Source organism: Solibacillus sp. iso_87, from assembly GCF_056173085.1.
Genome location: NZ_CM149656.1, coordinates 2780443 through 2798151 on the forward strand (window position 1 = coordinate 2780443; position 17709 = coordinate 2798151).

Consider the following 17709-nt stretch of genomic DNA (forward strand, 5'->3'; position numbering starts at 1 on the left):
ATAGTCACCTTGATTTGTCCCATTTCTTTATATCCGCTACTTTATTTAGTAAAATATACCCAAAACAGTTGCAGGATTTTCAGTTTATACTTCATCGAATGTTATTTCAATTAAATTTTAATAGTAAATTCTTTATCCACTTATAAATAATCATTAGTCCAATGCATCAAACTCGCCAATAAAAAAAAGCTGAAATTCTATCATTCAGCTTTTTGAATCGGTTTTTCTTATTAAAATTTGCGCTAAATCCTTTACTGAAACACACCATCTCGGACAATTGTAGTTTTTACAGTAACGTTCACTTTCATTTCCGGATACATTTCATTCCATATCTCTTTATCGATATCCGCATTTCGATGCTGTGCTTTATAATATTCGCCAAACTGGAGTATATCGGTATCGATTTCATGGCTATATTGTATAATTCGATTTATTTCACTTTCAATTTTCTTGTTGATTTCTTTCTCAAGTTTACGAATGACATCTGCTCCTTCAGTGCTTACTTCTGTATCCACTTCCAATAGCCTGCATTTAATTTTAATCGTCAGATTGAATTCAGGCACATCTGAATCCACTAAGTTGATCGTCCGCTTAGAATTTATGGAGTCGATGGCTATTGGTATTTTTTCCGAAGGATCCGAGGGGGATTTCTCAAATGTTGTTATAGGTACTTCCAATTCAAGCGTTCCTCTATGAGTCTTCCCTTTAACCATCAATATATATATTGCTTCCTCTGCCGGGAGATTGCCGACTATTTTCCCTTCATTAAAAAAAGCAATACCTGAAATTTTGACATTTTCCTCTTCTCTTTTTAATATCGGCATCGAATAATTGCCTATAAATGAAAGTTTATCTCTGTTGATTTCATGGAGGGTCGATGAAATCATATACTGCTTGTCTACATTATATTTAATTAATTGATAAATATGTTGGCCTAGATCTGATATGTTTTCATACTTATACTTCAATAAATCGTTCAAATCTCCTTCTACAGTAGCCATATATGTTGCGTTGCTGATTTCCGAATTCATTTTTAAAATATGAATGTTCTCACTTAAACCCGCTTTCGACAGCTCTTCACCGAATAGCACAACCCGTAATTGCCCTGAACCAATAATCTTCGATGTTTTTAAATCAATTTTTGCACGTGCCCCTCTACTTGTTGAAGCAGTTGCGGATTGCAATTCAATTTTACTTTCTAAATCCGGATTAATTTGCCGGATAACCGCAGTGGCGGCCAACTGATCCTCTTCCGCTTTATCGAAGCCTACCAGTGTCGTTAAACTGATTCTTTCAAGAATTTTCTGTTCTGCACAACCAGCCAAAATGATAATACAGGCAAACAGCAAAATCAGTTTTTTAAACGTAATCAGCTCATTCATTCCCTTCTAGCCTGTCGTTTAAAGATTTTTTTCTTTATGAGCGCAATGAAATATAATAAGACAAGATAAACAAATACGATATAAAATGCATAAAATCCGAAATAGTTATTGAACGCATTAATCTCAACTCGTGTCTCCACAAGCAAAGATCCTATAAATATACAAAGGGAGAAAATAAAAATAAACTTCTTGTCGGTTATGTTTATTATTCGACTAGCCCCCCGATAAGCAGACCATGCAAAAAAACAAAGGTTCGGCAAAATAATCATCATCCAGTAACAGACGGTTATAAGTTCAATCCGTTCAAGAAAAGGCAAACGGACAATGCTGAATAATGATAATGTTGCCCAAATCGTTTTCTCAAGCTGTTCCCCGCTAAAAAAAGTTAGGGTAACCAACATAACAAACAAATAAATGGCCAATGTGAACAGCAAGCCAAAGTGTACATATTTTTGCGCTTTATTCTTTTCCTTGACGTAAGGATACATTGCATTAATTATTTCAAAGCCTACAATGGTAAGCGTCATCGAGTACGCTCCTTTGAGTAGACTTATAAAATCATTATCCAGTACAGGCAACAAGTAATTAATATTCGAATATTCAATCGGAAATAACAGTACAATTAAAATCCAGAGACTTAAAAAAAAGCTAAAAAAACAAACTCCTATTATTACTCGTAGTCCGCCCGTAAAAGCATAACTTACAGTAATAAGCAGAGTAATGGTAATAAACGATGAACTTAAACCCGGAAATACCCATGTATTAATAACATCTGTATAATTTTTAATTATTGCAAAATATGCTAATCCGCAATAAACAATATAAATTAAATTAATAAAATTGCCTAAGTATTTACCAAATAAATCCAAATTAACTCCATATATATCATTTGATTCGTACAATTCCAATGTTTTAAAAATAATAAAGACGATAAAATGTGCTGCAATAAAACTGATAATGATGGAAATCCAAGCATCTTGTTTTGCTTCTTTATAGATAATGCTTTGAAATCCATGAACTCCTACACCTATTTGAGCTGAAGAGATGATGAAAAAGAGAAGAGGGGCATTGAATGTTTGAGTAGGATCAATTTGCAGCTTGTTCTTCACTTTTTCACCTTCTTCTTATCACCCTTAAGATTTACACGCATCTTTGAATAATCCGGATTTTCCACTCGCGCATTTGCCGATTTCCGGATAATAAACGGGTATGGCAGACGTATGAGGCTATCGCCCAAATCTTTAAGTCTAGGCGGGTAAAATGGCGCCATATAAGGAGCACCTAGGCTTGTTTGTCGTAATAGATGAATTATCAGAATACAAAAGGCAAGCATTATACCATAGTAACCCCAAAACCCAGCTAAAATGATGATGGGAAAGCGAAGTAATCTAATTACATTTCCCATCATATAACTCGGTGTAATAAAGGAAGACAGCGCACAAAGAGCGACAATAATAATCAGAATATTACTCGTAATCCCTGCCTCCACTGCTGCTGTACCAAGTACGATCCCTCCGACAATTCCAATCGTTTGGCCTATTTTTGTCGGTAATCTTGCCCCAGCCTCACGAAGGAGTTCCATAATCAATTCCAGAAAAAGCGCCTCTAGTATTGGAGGAAACGGTACTTTAGCTCTTGATTCACTAAGCGGTACTAACAGCGGCTGTGGAATCACTTCATAATGGAAAGTTAATGATGCTACATACAATGGGGTAAAAAAAATGGAGATAAAAATTGCTGCAAATCTTAGCCATCTCACAAAGGTTGCAATTGGCCACCGCAAGTTTTTATCTTCTCTACTTTGAAAAAACTCAATAAAAGAGTAAGGACAAAGTATCCCCATTGAACTGCCATCAACAAGAATACCTATTTTCCCACCCAATATACCGTCGCAAAATCGATCGGGGCGCTCCGTTAATAACATTTGCGGGAATATAGACATGGAGCTGTCATCGATTAATTCCGCGAGTTCCGCACTATCGATCAAATCTTCAATATCAAGAGCCTGTATTCTTTGTCGGACAGTATTAACATTTTGTTCTGTTGCAACACCAGCTATATAAATTATAGAAAGCGCCGTATTTGTTTGATTCCCAACCTTCAGTTTTTCGTTACTAAGATTTTTGCTTAAAATATACCGCCGAATAAGCGAGATATTTGTGGAAAGACTTTCATTAAAACCAACTTGTGCACCGATAACTTGCGATTCATTTTCAGGTGCGGACAATCCACGGGATTCTCTTGCTGGAATAATGACCATAGCGACCTGTGCATGTCCCGCAACATGAATGATAACAGCACCTGTTAACATGATATCGATACTTTGACTCATTCGATCTGCTACGTTTACTTGTGGAAGAGGTAACTGACTATGGATACTACTTGGCGTTGCATCTTCCATATTCTGCAAAACAGGTAATATTTTTGTATTCAATATGTCTTCTTTTACTAAATTATCGATATATAAAATAGTTATTGAATCTGTTACATATCGAATGACTAAATCAGCCGGAGAATGAATCTGCTCTTTTACATCTTTTATAAAAATCTCAGTTGAATCGGAAATAGGCATCTGGTCATCTGTTTGGGAATTTCCTTCGCTAGTTGATGGAGTGGATTGTTTTTCAACCATATTCTTTTGTGAAGGCGGTGTTAAATTTCCAGTTTGCTTTTTAAGTGATGCCTCCTTATTCTTTTTTCCAAAAAACATAAACTCCCCCCATTTTAATAGTAAGATTTCTTTAATTTAAAGTTGAAAAATTTGCACTTATCAACCTGGTCTATTGTATATTTCAACAGTCTAGCTAATTAATAAGTTCATCATTCCCATTTTTTAGTCATATATTCAAAAAATCCTTACTTTGATGAAGAAAAGCAGAAAATAAAAGACAGTCGAGTGTCTAGTTGAATTAGACTTTCGACTGTCTTATTAAACGGATTTTAACAATCCATTTTAAGTATTAGAATAACCATTTTGCATTTGCTTCTACTCCTGCTGACAATTTAAGTTATTGCTATGTTTGTTAATCCATTCCTCAGCCTCTTTAGCTTTCATAGGTTTGCCATAAAAATACCCTTGCATTAAATGGCATCCAAGCTGGGTTAAGGAATCAATCTGTTCTTGACTTTCTACACCTTCCGCAATAACCTCTAATCCGAGATTTTCCGCCATAAAAATAACAGCACTTATAATAGCGCGTTTACTGTCCTTTTCTAAATCATTCGTAAATACTCGATCTAATTTAAGTGAATCAAGCGGCATGAGATCGAGTAAACCGATGGAAGAATAACCTGTCCCAAAATCATCCATAGAGATTTTTATTCCTAATGAACGAATACTCTCAAGTTGGAAAATTACATCATCCATATCATGCAATACCATAGATTCTGTAATTTCTAATTCAAGGAGCTGTGCGTCAAGGTTCACTTTTTCTAATACAGAGGAAACCCATACCGCTATGCTGTCTAACTGAAAGAGCCGTTTGGAAAGATTGACGGAAACTGGATGACTCACCCCTTGTTCCTGCCATTCCTTGATTTGTAAACATGCTTCCTCCAATGTCCACCGAGTAATGGGTATAATAATACCGGTTTCTTCTGCAATTGGAATAAACTCGCTTGGTGGAATCGTACCAAGTCGAGGGTGTTCCCATCGTATTAATGCTTCAAATCCGCATAAATGATTCTTTTTTACATTCCATTTCGGCTGGTATACTAAATAGAACTGCTTATGTTCCAGTGCTGTTCGTAAATCTTTCTCCAGCTCCATTCTTCGCAGCTCTTTTATCCCCATTTCTTCGTTATATACGAAATATTGATTTTTCCCTAAATCTTTCGCCTTATACATCGCTGTATCTGCTGATTTAAGCAGAAAGGAAGGATTACTTTTTTTAACCGAACCAATACTAATTCCGATACTCCCTGTAACATATAATTCATGGCCTTTTATATAATAGGCCTTCTTATTTATCTGCAAAATTTGCTCTGCCAATTGTTCTGCGCGGTTTGGATTACAATCTTTTATAATAAATAAAAACTCATCTCCGCCAATCCGAAACGCCTGCTGGTCACTTTTTACAAACTGGTTCAGTCGCACACCCACTTCTTGTATAAGAAAATCTCCTATATCGTGCCCTAATGTGTCATTGATCGTTTTAAACTGATCAAGATCGATAAATAACACACCAATGTTCTCATTATCTATCAGTCTTTCAAAGAAACGATTCATTTCATGACGGTTAGGTAAACCTGTAAGCGCATCCCGGTATGCCATTTTTTCAAACACATTTCGATCAAAAAACATTGCTCCCCAAGATACACATAAAATAATTAAAATTATTAATGTCACACCATACAGCAAAAAAGGATCCATTGGTTGATCATGAATCATTATTTCAGAATGAAAATGGAACTTTGCTGCCTTCATTCCCGTGTAGTGCATCCCACATATAGCAATCCCCATTATGATTGCAGATATCCCTTTTATCCAGCTGGAAGAAGATTGATCCTTAAAACGAAGAAACAAAAATAGTGCGGCATAAGATACAATAAAAGCAATGATTACAGATAGCGCTACAATTAATTTATTGTAGGATAATTCAAAAGGCATAATCATCGCCTTCATGCCAATATAGTGCATCGCTGTAATCCCGAGCCCCATAAAAAAGCCGCCTAATGCAATGTGATATATATTAATATTTTTCGGCAGCGTAATGTAAAGTGCGATAAACGATGAAATGATACTCACTACTAAAGAAAGCAATGTGATCCATACATTATATTTCATGCTTATATTTAAATGAAAAGCAAGCATTCCAATAAAATGCATAGACCAAATCCCGCTTCCCATTACAAAAGAACCAGAAAACAGCCAAAAGTACTTGTGCTTCCCATTTGCGTAAGTAATTTTTGCTGTTATATTTAATGTAGAATACGATGCTAATATTGCTACAACGATCGAAAGCGCCACAATATAGTAATTATAACTACCTTCTATTATCAAATTTTCCACTCCAAAACTATATACACTGAACGTTTTGTTCAATTTTATTAACAAACTTCTTTTTCTCTTTTCTTTCTACAAACGACTAGTTTATATGCTATGATAATCATCTATTCCAGTCTAGCTTCCTTCCTATAACAGATTCTGTTCAATAACTGAGTCTATCACTATAATATGCCGTAGATTTCCATTCCGGTACGCATGCTTATACGCAGCATAGACAGAAAATATTACTGTTCACCGCATAAACAATGGCCTCTTCCAATGAAATTACTAACCATTACTATTTTAACAGGGCGCAAGGTGTTCGGCTACAAATAGTAATATTATAGAGTATGCATTTAAAATCCATTGAAATATCACCAATTTTCAAAATGCAATCGATTGTACAAGAACATTGTTTTAAAAATGAAAAAATGGGAGATTCACAGAGGAGTGCTTTGTGGGGAAGAAGCTTTCTTTCATTGGCATTGTAATAAATGAAGAATTTATTCTCAAGTAAATAAAATGAGTTGGGCGAAATAGATATGCCGCTTTTCTTTGGGAGAAAAGCGGCATTTCTATATTTTTGCTAAAATTGATTTCCGTTGGGGGTCTGCTTCCAGGAACACGGCTCTACACGAACGCGCCTTTTTCTCCAGCCATCACCCGCTACCCTTCCAGCAATTCTCAAAATACTCTATTTTTTATATTCTTCTCGTAATTAATCAAAGGTAATTTTATTTACTGTCTCGCGGTCTAATCGTTTAATCACTTCTACGATTAATCTCACCGCATTATCATAGTCGTCACGATGTAAAATACCCGCATGGGAGTGAATATAACGAGTTGCAACACCGATTGCCAATGATGGTACACCGTTTGCTGTAATATGGATACTTCCTGCATCCGTACCACCGCCAGCCATTGCTTCGAACTGGTATGGAATGCCCGCTTCATCAGCTACATCAAGGACAAATTCACGTAAGCCTGTATGAGATACCATTGATGCATCAAATACGACAATTTGTGGACCTGCGCCCATTTTTGATGTGGATTCTTTCGGTGTCACGCCCGGTGTATCACCAGCAACACCTACATCTACAGAAAAACCGATATCAGGCTGTACTTTAAATGTCGAAGTTTTCGCACCACGAAGTCCGATCTCTTCTTGTACATTCCCAACACCATACACAATGTTTGGATGCTTTTCGTCTTTTAATGCTTTTAGTACATCAATCGCAATCGCACAGCCAATTCGGTTGTCCCATGCTTTCGCTAATAGATGTTTTTCATTTTTCATCACATTGAATTCGAAATATGGTGTAATCATATCGCCAGGACGTACGCCCCACTCCATCGCTTCTTCTTTTGAAGTGGCACCGATATCAACGAACATTGATTTAATATCCACCACTTTGTTTCGTACATCAGCCGGTAAAATATGGGGTGGCTTTGATCCGATCACACCAATGATTTCTTCCCCTTCACGCGTTGTAATAGTCACACGTTGGGCAAGCATTACCTGACTCCACCAGCCGCCTACTGTTTGGAAGAAGACGAACCCTTTATCATCGATGCGTGTAACCATGAAACCTACTTCATCCAAGTGACCCGCAACCATAATTTTCGGACCGTTTTCATCGCCTACTTTTTTTGCGATTAAACTGCCCAAGTTATCTGTTTCTACTTCATCTGCATATGGTGCGATGTACTTTTTCATCACTTCACGTGGTGCACGTTCATTTCCTGGAATGCCGTTTGCATCTGTTAAATCTTTGAACATCTGTAATGTAGCATCGAGCTTTGTCATGTCGGTTTTCCCCCTAATAATTACTCATCTTTATTATAGCGACAATATTTCGAAATGTGAAATAGTTTCTCGACTCTATGTAAATTAATAGCCATTTCGTTGGCGCTCATAATTCTTTTCATTTTTTAATTCATACGCTTGCAAAACATCATCGATTGTAAAATTCAGATTGTAGGCAATTATACTGTATTTTTTCCACATAGCACTGTAAGTTTCTTCTGTTTGGTGCTGCAAAAACGTCAGAATCGTCTGTGTCGTATTAAGAAATGTTTCAGTTAACTCTTGCTTCTCTTTTAAATAGGGCCACTCCTCCAATAGAAAGCCTCGCATATTTCCAAGTGAAAGCATAAAGTGAACCGAATCTACAAACTCTTCTAATAGGACAGCTCTTTCCGATGGTCCTTTCGTTGACCAAAACTTGAAACAGCGTGTTTCGTTAGCAAGTTCGCTTAGCTCAACTAATAATGCGAGGCCTTTTTCGGCAAACACATCCTTTTGTACTTGTTGGTTTTCTTCAATAAATCGATCAAGTTGCCGCTGCTTTTCAAATAATTGACGAAATTGCATTAAAACATCCCTCTTTTACAAAATAAAATGAAACTTTTTATACTACTCAATCGTATAGGAGGGAATCACCGTAAGCAAGGAGGAAGTTTCATGGCTATATTGTTACGAATTGCCATCATCCTTCTCATCATTTACATATTTTATAGAGGGGTACGCTACTTAATCGACCCAAAGCGTAAATTGGATGAGGCCTATGAAAATGGACAATATTATTTTTATGATGATGTGAAAAACATTCGGAAAAACTTTTTCATTTCGTATAAGGGAGCATTATTTGAAGGAGAAAAGTATTTAGGTACGACTGACAACGCATTTGAAGTCGTAAGTATTTTCGTCTTTGTCCATGATGCGATGAAACTTCAAGGGTTTACGAAAGAAGATTTTTTGTATTTGGAAAATGAGATTCTTATGAATTATCCAAACGCCTCGATTAATTGGAAAAATCCGATTGAACAACTGATGAAAGATTAACTGGAGATAGCGAGCCTCATGATTGTGAGGTTCGCTTTTTTGAAACTTTTTACTCTTATTACCGTATAAATGGATGAGGTGAAATATTATGGAAGTATATATTAAAAAAGCAGGTTACATACCAAATAAATCAAGTATCGAACAAATCGAATTTTCGATGCAACCCGGCACAATCATTGGTTTAATTGGAGGAAACGGCGCAGGAAAAAGTACTACAATTCAATCAATGCTTGGTGTTATTCCTTATTTTGAAGGGACACTCACCATCCCCTCCTACGGTTATGTTCCAGAACGTCCATTATTATATGAGCATTTCACACTGCGAGAGCATCTTCAATTTTTGATTGATGAATATAACGACAATACACTTTGGGAAAAAGCAAAGCAATTACTTACACTCTTTCAAATTGATCTGCGACTGGATGATTTGCCGATCTATTTTTCAAAAGGGATGCAACAAAAAGTGATGCTTGTGTTGGCTTTTTTAATAGAACGTCCACTCTACATACTGGATGAACCATTTATGGGTCTAGATCCTCGGGCTATGCGGGAATTGCTAGTTTTAATTGATGAACGCAAACAGCAAGGTGCATCCTTTTTACTTTGTACACACCAATTAGAAATGGCTGAAATGCTTTGTGACTATTACATTCTCCTTCATGAAGGAAATATCCAAGCTAAGGGTACCTTGAGTGAACTTCAACAAATGATTGGACAGCCTATTTCTTTACTGGATATCTTTTATGAATTGCAAGGCAGGTTATAACTATGTTTACTAAGCGTCTTTATAGCTCTTATCAATTTAATTTTAAACTGATTAAATCAATTACAGATTGGACAGTCCTTCTATACCTTATAGTGCCCAGTGTCTTTATCGGCTTTTTCTTATATCGCGATATTGCGGGTAATTTTCAAGTATTGGAACTTCAGCAAATTCCCTTACTCCTTCTGTTATTTGGAATAAGCTTCTTCTTAGTTAAACCATCTTTACGCCTCTTTATATATGATGCAGATCTGCTATTTTATAAGCAGCAGGGAAGGAAAATTCATCATATTAAACTATGGGGTTATAGTTATTCATTTTTACTTTATAACTTTGTACTTGTAATTCTATTATTGCTCGCTTCGCCCTTTATCATATTCCCATTTTGGAAAGTCCTTTTCGCTTTAAATATAATAAGCGTACTTCATATATGGATTCAGTATAGATGTCAAAAGTGGTTTACAAAATGGCCGTTACTATTTATTATTCATGCACTCATTATTTTTTGCCTCAACATTTTACCATTATGGGGATTTTTCATACTGCTTCTTGCTGTTCATCTATTTTTACTAAATTGTGTACTAAGCAATCGTTACTGGACAATTGAAACACGCTGGGAATATGAGGCCTTTTACAGTTGGATGAAGCGAATTTACCAATTTAGCTTGGAAATGCGTTATTATATGCCTGCTAAAACGAAGCAGCCGCTTATTTTAGTTGCGAAAAAGAAAGTATTAAGTACACATCGGATCGATAATTTAATTTACAAAACAATATTGAGGAAACTGAATTACTTGAAATCGCCTGTTCAACTCATTCTCATTAGCATTGGTCTTCTCTTCGTTCTACCTATATGGGCAAAAGCAGTTGTCCTCATATTTTCTTTTATCGGTTTAAACGTTGCCCTTAGTTCTATCCTCAATGAAATTAAACAAGCTCCTTTTTTTCAATTAATGTCCGTTCATGAAAACGAGTGGCTTCAGGCAAAAAAACGTATCAAGTACCGCTTTTTTGCTCCAATAAGCGTTGTCATGATGCTCCTATTTTTTATCATTTAATATAAAAACAGATGCTGCATTTACTGCAGCATCTGTTTTAACGATTATGTCCGTAATGGCCAGGATTTGCGACTGCCCCAATCGTACTTACCCAGCGGTTTGTATAATTGAAGAATCCGGCAACATATGCGGCTTCCAATATTTCGTGATCATTAAAGCCAGCCTCACGTAGTAAATCGACTTCTTTTGTCGTTATTTCATTTGGATATCTCGTAACCCGGTAGGCATAATCACATAACGCACGCTGCTTTTCCGTAAGTTTTGCAGAGCGGTAATTGTATGTTAATTGGTCAACCCATCCAGGATTTTTTGTTATCCCTCGAAGGACATCACTATGTGAAGTGAGGCAATAATTGCAATTATTCGTCGAAGAGACAACAAGCCCGATCATTTCCTTGTCTGCTAACGACAAATACGTTGTTTCTTCGTTGAACAAGGAATATTTAAATTCCAAAAACCCTTTATACTGAAGCGCATTTAATGGAAGAATTTTAAATAAATTATTTACAAACCCATTCTGCTCCAGCTGCTTTTCAACATGTTGATCAAAAAGTTGCTGTACATCTTCCGGTATTTCCTCTTCATTTGGCTTTTGTAAATAAGACAACTGCTCTTCGTATTTGACCATTTCACTACTCCTTGCTTTTGAATTTACTGAATTTATTATAAATTACAACTATTAATCTAACAAATGAATAATCTACCTACCTGTATAAAAAAAGCATAGACAACCTTAGTCTATGCTTCGAAATGATATTAAAATAACTGAACGAGTAAGAATACATGAATTGCTCCAAGTAAAGGAAAGCCAAATGCAAATTTGTTGTGCTTTGTTTTATGACGGAATAAGTACATTCCTAAAACACCGCCAAGGGCCCCTCCTAGAACGCCTAATGTTAATAATGTCCGTTCAGAAATACGCCATTCCATCTTTTTGGCACGTTCTTTATCTATGTACATGTATACACATAATACGAGTGAAACAACTGCAACATATGAAAGTGCTGCTAATTCCATCTGAATTCCCCCTAGTCAAAAAAAGACTGATAAGGAGCAAATCCCTATCAGTCTTTATTATATCTTCAACTAAATATTTTGCACTTGTCGCTTACGCTTTCGGTGCAGAAATAGTTTTTGACAAAGTCAAAAATTATTTAGCAACTGCTTTTTTAGCTTCTTCAGCTAATTGAGCGAATGCTGTTGCGTCAGTTACAGCTAAGTCAGCTAACATTTTGCGGTTAACTTCGATACCTGCTACTTTTAAGCCGTGCATTAAACGAGAGTAAGATAAACCGTTCATGCGAGCAGCTGCATTGATACGAGTGATCCATAATTTACGGAAATCACGTTTCTTTTGACGACGGTCACGGTATGCATATTGACCTGACTTCATTACTGCTTGGTTAGCTACTTTGTATAACGTGTGTTTTGAACCAAAGTAACCTTTAGCTAATTTTAAAACTTTTTTGCGACGAGCGCGTGTTACTGTTCCGCCTTTTACGCGTGGCATAGTAATTACCTCCTGCTAATTCTTTCGAATGCTTAATTTTATTTTTGTTATTAATAATCTTTTAAACGGTCAAGATTATTTCATGTAAGTTAATAATGTACGGATACGTTTGAAATCGCCTGAAGTTGCAACTTTTGCTTTACGTAAGTGACGTTTTGCTTTAGTTGATTTGTTAGCGAATAAGTGAGAGCCATAAGCACGGTCAAATTTTAATTTACCAGTACCTGTTTTTTTGAAACGTTTCGCAGCTCCACGGTGAGTTTTCATTTTTGGCATGTCGATTTCCTCCTAAACTTGTTTCTACATACGTATTATTTCTCTGTCTTCGGTTGAAGAACTAAGAACATGCTTCGGCCTTCCATCTTCGGTTTTTGTTCAACCGTAGATACTTCAGCACAAGCTTCAGCAAAGCGATCTAGCACACGCTGACCAATTTCTTTGTGTGTGATTGCACGACCTTTAAAGCGAATTGAAGCTTTAACTTTATCTCCTTTTTCAAGGAACTTAATCGCATTACGTAATTTCGTTTGAAAATCATGTTCATCGATTGTTGGGCTCAAACGAACCTCTTTCATCACGATTACTTTAGAGTTTTTACGAATTTCACGGTCTTTCTTTTGCTGTTCAAACTTAAATTTACCATAGTCCATGATACGAGCGACTGGTGGCTTGGCTTGAGGGGCCACAAGGACAAGATCCAAGTTAGCACGAGCGGCAATTTCCAACGCTTCTGTACGCGTTTTTAGACCAAGCTGATCACCATTGTGGTCAATTAGACGAAGTTCGCGCGCGCGGATGCCTTCGTTTACATACATGTCTTTGCTAATATTAATCCACCTCCAAGTGTTTGTCGCGAATACATGAGTTGGTGTAAAGTATAACCCTGTCGAACGGTACACCTCTGCGTGATGTCCATATGTTCTTCTTGTCTTTACAAACAAAAAGGACGGACATTTGAGATGTCCGCCCGCTATATGTGCATACGCATTCATGCGTAAAACAATTCAACGTTTCTAATACCTGCACGTAACTTATATAAAAGCACTTGTCAGGTGAGAAGCGGGCAGCCTCTACTTTCAAACTTTTGTATTCATAACCTAAATAATCTTAACACGAGTCCAAAACTACGTCAAGCGTTTTTATATGATTAATTTTATTGTTTCTCGTTTTCAAAAAAATAAATGAGATTAATTTTCAGTTCCAGGTTTTACTTAAAAAATACGTGGTATCTAATTAGGGACTCACATTTTATCGATAGGAGGAATTTTTAATATGTTCAGACATCAAAAAGAATTACAATTTGAGGTAAAAGTTGAAAGACCAGATCCATTATTAGCGAAACAAATTCAGGAAGTTCTTGGCGGTCAGTTCGGTGAAATGAGTGTCATGATGCAATATCTTTTCCAAGGTTGGAACTGTCGGGGCGAAGAAAAATATAAAGACTTATTAATGGATATCGGTACCGAGGAAATCGGTCACGTCGAAATGCTATGTTCTTTAATTAGTCAATTACTTGATGGTGCATCACCGGATGACCAGCAAAAAATTGCACAAGATCCGATGATGAATTCAATTATGGGCGGCATTAATCCGCAACATTTAATTGTTAGTGGTTTAGGAGCTACTCCAAAAGACTCTAACGGTGTACCATGGAATGCCGGTTATATTGCAGCGAGCGGGAACCTGCTAGCAGACTTCCGCGCAAACTTAAATGCAGAATCACAAGGCCGTTTACAAGTTGCGCGTTTATACCATATGACAAAAGATGAAGGTGTACGTACTGTATTCAGAAAAATGCTGGCACGCGACCGTTATCACCAATATCAATGGATGGCAGCAATTAAAGAGCTTGAAGAAAAGAAAGGCTTCGTCGTTCCTGCTTCATTCGCACCGGAAGACGAGTTGGAAGCTCAGCCGCATGCCTATGAATTATGGAGCTTGTCAGAAGGTACAGTATCTAAAAATGGTCCGTGGGCACAAGGCACAGCACCAGACGGAACTGGGGAATTTGTATTCTTGGATAACCCGGCACCAATGGGACAAGTACCTATCCCAGCAGTACCACCAACAACTTTACACCATGATATCGATGTAGATAAAAAATAGTAATCTACTATAAAAACTGTCCTCGACTTGCTATGATTTACATACAAGTCGAGGACAGTTTTTTTGTTTTACATCATATTAGCAGGTGTATCGAATATAGTTGGCGGAGCTGCACGTAAAACAGGGGCCGGCGCAAAAGGTTGCGGGTGTTCCACATAATTAAAGACACCTTCCCCGTCCATACTCGGTCCGTGCGCCCAACGCCCATGCGCACTTTCATTTCCACGTGAGAAGTTAAATAATGTATAGGCTACTTCTCGTCTTTCCAGTTCTTTAGGGAAAGTACTTGGCACGACAATATTTTCCTGTGCCTCTAATTCTTTAATCGCTGCAACCCACTGATTTTGATGCATTGTATCTCTTGCAAGCAACCATGAAAACATATCTCGTACCCCTGGATCATCCGTTTCATAATAGAGACGCGCTACCTGTAGACGTCCTTGTGATTCGGCATTCAGATTCGCACGGAAATCTGCCAGTAAGTTGCCGCTTGCTGCAATATAGCCGGCATTCCATGGTACGCCATTGGAATCCTTCGGTGCAGCCCCTAGACCACTAACGATTATATGTTGCGGGTTACTGCCCCCTAAAATTGCTGCTATCAGAGGGTCCTTTGCAGCCTCATCTAATAATATCGGTTCTACCCCATCCAGCAATCTCGCGATCATTGTTGAGATCATTTCTATATGAGCAAGCTCTTCCGTACCCGTATCCATCAGTAAGTCACGGTATTTTTCATTGCCTCTCGTATTCCAGCCTTGAAATAAATATTGAAGTGCTACCGACATTTCTCCAAATTGACCTCCGAGAATTTCCTGCATTTTTCGGGCCATAACCGGATCCGGTTTACACGGCTTGGCTTCATACTGAAGTTCCTTTATGTGATAAAACATTTATTCACTCCTTTTATATTTCCTACTATATGCATTTACCTAAAAAATGCATTTAAAAATATAAAATTCGTAGCTTTCATTTTTGAAAACCAAAAAAGGCTGCCCACAAAATGAGGGCCGCCTTCTTCTTATTATTTCTTCACTTCTGCAGTAATATCTGCAAGGAACTGTTCAAAGCTGATTGTTTCTGAATCCTTTGAACCGTAACGGCGGATATTTACCGCATTTTCGGCTACTTCTTTATCTCCAAGTACAAGCATGTACGGAATTTTTTGCATTTGTGCTTCACGGATTTTGTAACCTAATTTTTCTTCACGGTCATCCATTTCCACACGGATACCAGCTGCCGCTAATTTCTCTTGTACTTCACGCGCATAATCATAGTGCACTGCATTTGATACAGGAATAATTGTTGCTTGAACCGGTGCCAACCATGTCGGGAATGCCCCTTTGTATTCTTCGATCAAGAATGCTACGAAACGTTCCATTGTCGATACAACTCCACGGTGGATAACAACTGGGCGTTGCGGCTGACCATCTTCACCAATGTAAGAAAGGTCAAAGCGTTGTGGCAATAAGAAGTCAAGTTGTGCAGTCGATAAAGTTTCCTCTTTACCAATTGCTGTTTTTACTTGAACGTCTAGTTTTGGACCATAGAATGCTGCTTCATCTTCAGCGATAAAGTAGTCATATCCAAGCTCATCCATTGCTTCTTTTAACATTGCCTGTGCAGTTTCCCACATTTGATCGTCATCAAAGTATTTTTCAGTGTTGTTAGGATCACGGTAAGAAAGACGGAATGAGAAGTCTTTTAGATCAAAGTCTTTATATACTTCTAAAATCAGTTCCACTACTTTTTTGAATTCTGCTTTAATTTGATCCGGACGTACGAAAATGTGCGCGTCATTTAAAGTCATCCCGCGTACACGTTGCAGACCAGATACCGCACCACTCATTTCATAACGGTGCATTGTGCCAAGTTCCGCGATACGGATTGGTAAGTGACGGTATGAATGCAGACCGTTTTTGAATACCATCATATGGTGAGGACAGTTCATTGGACGTAAAACAAGTGTTTCATTGTCCATTTCCATCGGAGGGAACATGCCGTCTTGATAGTGCTCCCAGTGTCCTGATGTTTCGTATAACTTTTTCGAGCCAAGCACTGGTGTGTATACGTGTTTGTAGCCTAAAGATAATTCTTTATCTACGATGTAACGCTCAATAGTACGGCGGATTGTCGCACCGTTTGGTAACCAAAGCGGTAAACCTTGACCAACTGTTTGGCTAGTCATGAATAAATCCAATTCTTTACCGATTTTGCGGTGATCACGTTCTTTTGCTTCTTCAAGCATTTGAAGATGGTGTTTCAACTCGTCTTTTGTGAAGAATGCAGTACCGTAAATACGTTGCAGCATTTTGTTATCTGAGTTACCGCGCCAGTAAGCACCAGCTAATGATAATAATTTGAACTCTTTTAATTTGCCTGTAGATGGTACGTGTACACCACGGCAAAGGTCAAAGAAATCGCCTTGGTAGTAGATTGATACTTGGTCATCTGCTGGAATTGCTTCAAGTAGTTCCAATTTATACTCGTCGCCAACTTCCTCGTAAATTTTTTGTGCTTCATCACGAGAAACGTTTTTGCGCTCGATTTCGATGTTTTCAGAAATGATTTTTTTCATTTCTTTTTCGATTGCTGGTAAATCTTCGGCAGTAATCGGTGTTGGTGAATCGATGTCATAATAGAAGCCTGAATCGATAACTGGACCGATACCTAATTTTGCGTCCGGGTAAAGACGTTTTACTGCCTGTGCTGTTAAGTGGGCAGTAGAGTGACGAAGAATTTCTAATGCTTCGTCTGATTTGTTTGTAATGATTTCAATCGCACCATCTTGTTCGATTCCTGTTTTTGCATCGATTAATGTGCCATTGATTTTACCTGCTAAAGTTGATTTTTTAAGACCTGGGCTGATTGAGCCTGCAACGTCCAATGTAGATGTTCCCTTGGCGTATTCCTTTACTGCGCCATCCGGGAATGTTAATTTGATCATTTCTGACATGTTGTTGTCCTCCTTGTAAGGTTTAATTTATTTGAGAGTGGCAAAGTTCCAATTCCTCTATCCGTTGATTTCCGTTTCGGGCGGACGCTTTCCGCGGGCGTG

17 protein-coding genes are annotated in these 17709 nt (G+C 37.6%); 4 read left to right on the forward strand and 13 right to left on the reverse strand.

Annotated elements, in window-relative coordinates; genetic code table 11:
* Window positions 1-251: 251 nt before the first annotated feature.
* From AC0VXV_RS14200 to AC0VXV_RS14225, 6 genes are all read right to left on the reverse strand, one after another.
* Window positions 252-1382 carry a Ger(x)C family spore germination protein gene (locus AC0VXV_RS14200; protein ID WP_475528865.1) on the reverse strand — a complete coding sequence of 377 codons (1131 nt, stop codon included), beginning with the start codon at window positions 1380-1382 and terminating at the stop codon, window positions 252-254.
* A complete protein-coding gene (locus tag AC0VXV_RS14205) occupies window positions 1379-2491 on the reverse strand; it encodes a GerAB/ArcD/ProY family transporter (RefSeq protein ID WP_475528867.1) in 1113 nt (370 codons plus the stop codon). Before AC0VXV_RS14205 ends, AC0VXV_RS14200 begins: the two co-directional genes overlap by 4 nt.
* Window positions 2488-4092: a spore germination protein gene (locus tag AC0VXV_RS14210; RefSeq protein WP_475528868.1), complete on the reverse strand. Its 1605-nt coding sequence runs from the start codon at window positions 4090-4092 to the stop codon at window positions 2488-2490. Before AC0VXV_RS14210 ends, AC0VXV_RS14205 begins: the two co-directional genes overlap by 4 nt.
* Window positions 4093-4368: 276 nt before the next feature.
* The gene (locus AC0VXV_RS14215) at window positions 4369-6393 is read right to left on the reverse strand and encodes a bifunctional diguanylate cyclase/phosphodiesterase (RefSeq protein WP_475531471.1); all 2025 of its coding nucleotides are present in this window, start codon (window positions 6391-6393) and stop codon (window positions 4369-4371) included.
* Window positions 6394-7087: 694 nt separating this feature from the next.
* Window positions 7088-8176: a M42 family metallopeptidase gene (locus AC0VXV_RS14220; RefSeq protein ID WP_475528870.1), complete on the reverse strand. Its 1089-nt coding sequence runs from the start codon at window positions 8174-8176 to the stop codon at window positions 7088-7090.
* 84 nt (window positions 8177-8260) lie between these two features.
* Entirely contained in the window at window positions 8261-8743 is a 483-nt protein-coding gene (locus AC0VXV_RS14225; protein WP_475528872.1) for a dUTP diphosphatase, read from the reverse strand.
* Between the two features lie 90 nt (window positions 8744-8833).
* Here AC0VXV_RS14225 and AC0VXV_RS14230 point away from each other — a divergent pair, with 90 nt between their 5' ends.
* The 3 genes from AC0VXV_RS14230 to AC0VXV_RS14240 all read left to right on the forward strand — a co-directional run bounded on the left by AC0VXV_RS14230 (window position 8834) and on the right by AC0VXV_RS14240 (window position 11035).
* Window positions 8834-9214 carry a sigma-w pathway protein ysdB gene (locus tag AC0VXV_RS14230; protein ID WP_350477946.1) on the forward strand — a complete coding sequence of 127 codons (381 nt, stop codon included), beginning with the start codon at window positions 8834-8836 and terminating at the stop codon, window positions 9212-9214.
* An 88-nt stretch (window positions 9215-9302) separates the two neighbouring features.
* Window positions 9303-9980, forward strand: coding sequence for an ABC transporter ATP-binding protein (locus tag AC0VXV_RS14235; protein WP_475528874.1), 678 nt, complete (start codon window positions 9303-9305; stop codon window positions 9978-9980).
* 2 nt (window positions 9981-9982) lie between these two features.
* Complete coding sequence (locus AC0VXV_RS14240) at window positions 9983-11035, forward strand: ABC transporter permease (protein WP_475528876.1); 1053 nt, start codon at window positions 9983-9985, stop codon at window positions 11033-11035.
* 37 nt (window positions 11036-11072) lie between these two features.
* Here the strand turns inward: AC0VXV_RS14240 and AC0VXV_RS14245 are convergent, their stop codons facing one another.
* The 5 genes from AC0VXV_RS14245 to infC all read right to left on the reverse strand — a co-directional run bounded on the left by AC0VXV_RS14245 (window position 11073) and on the right by infC (window position 13360).
* Window positions 11073-11663: a peroxidase-related enzyme gene (locus tag AC0VXV_RS14245; protein ID WP_475528878.1), complete on the reverse strand. Its 591-nt coding sequence runs from the start codon at window positions 11661-11663 to the stop codon at window positions 11073-11075.
* 128 nt (window positions 11664-11791) lie between these two features.
* Entirely contained in the window at window positions 11792-12052 is a 261-nt protein-coding gene (locus AC0VXV_RS14250) for a DUF1294 domain-containing protein (protein WP_475528879.1), read from the reverse strand.
* A gap of 133 nt (window positions 12053-12185) precedes the next feature.
* The gene (gene rplT / locus AC0VXV_RS14255; protein WP_079528354.1) at window positions 12186-12545 is read right to left on the reverse strand and encodes a 50S ribosomal protein L20; all 360 of its coding nucleotides are present in this window, start codon (window positions 12543-12545) and stop codon (window positions 12186-12188) included.
* Between the two features lie 75 nt (window positions 12546-12620).
* Window positions 12621-12821 (reverse strand): 50S ribosomal protein L35, encoded by a 201-nt coding sequence (gene rpmI / locus AC0VXV_RS14260; RefSeq protein WP_008407727.1) that lies wholly within the window; start codon window positions 12819-12821, stop codon window positions 12621-12623.
* A gap of 35 nt (window positions 12822-12856) precedes the next feature.
* A complete protein-coding gene (gene infC / locus AC0VXV_RS14265; RefSeq protein ID WP_139377776.1) occupies window positions 12857-13360 on the reverse strand; it encodes a translation initiation factor IF-3 in 504 nt (167 codons plus the stop codon).
* A gap of 457 nt (window positions 13361-13817) precedes the next feature.
* Here infC and AC0VXV_RS14270 point away from each other — a divergent pair, with 457 nt between their 5' ends.
* Entirely contained in the window at window positions 13818-14651 is an 834-nt protein-coding gene (locus AC0VXV_RS14270) for a manganese catalase (RefSeq protein ID WP_475528880.1), read from the forward strand.
* 68 nt (window positions 14652-14719) lie between these two features.
* Here the strand turns inward: AC0VXV_RS14270 and AC0VXV_RS14275 are convergent, their stop codons facing one another.
* Window positions 14720-15544 carry a manganese catalase gene (locus AC0VXV_RS14275; protein WP_475528881.1) on the reverse strand — a complete coding sequence of 275 codons (825 nt, stop codon included), beginning with the start codon at window positions 15542-15544 and terminating at the stop codon, window positions 14720-14722.
* A gap of 131 nt (window positions 15545-15675) precedes the next feature.
* Window positions 15676-17607, reverse strand: a complete 1932-nt coding sequence (thrS, locus tag AC0VXV_RS14280) for a threonine--tRNA ligase (RefSeq protein ID WP_475528882.1) — start codon at window positions 17605-17607, stop codon at window positions 15676-15678.
* Between the last annotated feature and the right edge of the window lie 102 nt (window positions 17608-17709).

What these genes read in the sequence shown, in the direction of transcription:
- AC0VXV_RS14230 (WP_350477946.1), top strand. Translation starts at nt 8,834, where the DNA reads ATGGCTATATTGTTACGAATTGCCATCATCCTTCTCATCATTTACATA.
- AC0VXV_RS14240 (WP_475528876.1), top strand. Translation starts at nt 9,983, where the DNA reads ATGTTTACTAAGCGTCTTTATAGCTCTTATCAATTTAATTTTAAACTG.
- AC0VXV_RS14200 (WP_475528865.1), bottom strand. Translation starts at nt 1,382, where the DNA reads ATGAATGAGCTGATTACGTTTAAAAAACTGATTTTGCTGTTTGCCTGT.
- AC0VXV_RS14245 (WP_475528878.1), bottom strand. Translation starts at nt 11,663, where the DNA reads ATGGTCAAATACGAAGAGCAGTTGTCTTATTTACAAAAGCCAAATGAA.
- thrS (WP_475528882.1), bottom strand. Translation starts at nt 17,607, where the DNA reads ATGTCAGAAATGATCAAATTAACATTCCCGGATGGCGCAGTAAAGGAA.
- AC0VXV_RS14235 (WP_475528874.1), top strand. Translation starts at nt 9,303, where the DNA reads ATGGAAGTATATATTAAAAAAGCAGGTTACATACCAAATAAATCAAGT.
- rpmI (WP_008407727.1), bottom strand. Translation starts at nt 12,821, where the DNA reads ATGCCAAAAATGAAAACTCACCGTGGAGCTGCGAAACGTTTCAAAAAA.
- AC0VXV_RS14220 (WP_475528870.1), bottom strand. Translation starts at nt 8,176, where the DNA reads ATGACAAAGCTCGATGCTACATTACAGATGTTCAAAGATTTAACAGAT.
- infC (WP_139377776.1), bottom strand. Translation starts at nt 13,360, where the DNA reads ATGTATGTAAACGAAGGCATCCGCGCGCGCGAACTTCGTCTAATTGAC.
- rplT (WP_079528354.1), bottom strand. Translation starts at nt 12,545, where the DNA reads ATGCCACGCGTAAAAGGCGGAACAGTAACACGCGCTCGTCGCAAAAAA.
- AC0VXV_RS14225 (WP_475528872.1), bottom strand. Translation starts at nt 8,743, where the DNA reads ATGCAATTTCGTCAATTATTTGAAAAGCAGCGGCAACTTGATCGATTT.
- AC0VXV_RS14275 (WP_475528881.1), bottom strand. Translation starts at nt 15,544, where the DNA reads ATGTTTTATCACATAAAGGAACTTCAGTATGAAGCCAAGCCGTGTAAA.
- AC0VXV_RS14210 (WP_475528868.1), bottom strand. Translation starts at nt 4,092, where the DNA reads ATGTTTTTTGGAAAAAAGAATAAGGAGGCATCACTTAAAAAGCAAACT.
- AC0VXV_RS14250 (WP_475528879.1), bottom strand. Translation starts at nt 12,052, where the DNA reads ATGGAATTAGCAGCACTTTCATATGTTGCAGTTGTTTCACTCGTATTA.
- AC0VXV_RS14270 (WP_475528880.1), top strand. Translation starts at nt 13,818, where the DNA reads ATGTTCAGACATCAAAAAGAATTACAATTTGAGGTAAAAGTTGAAAGA.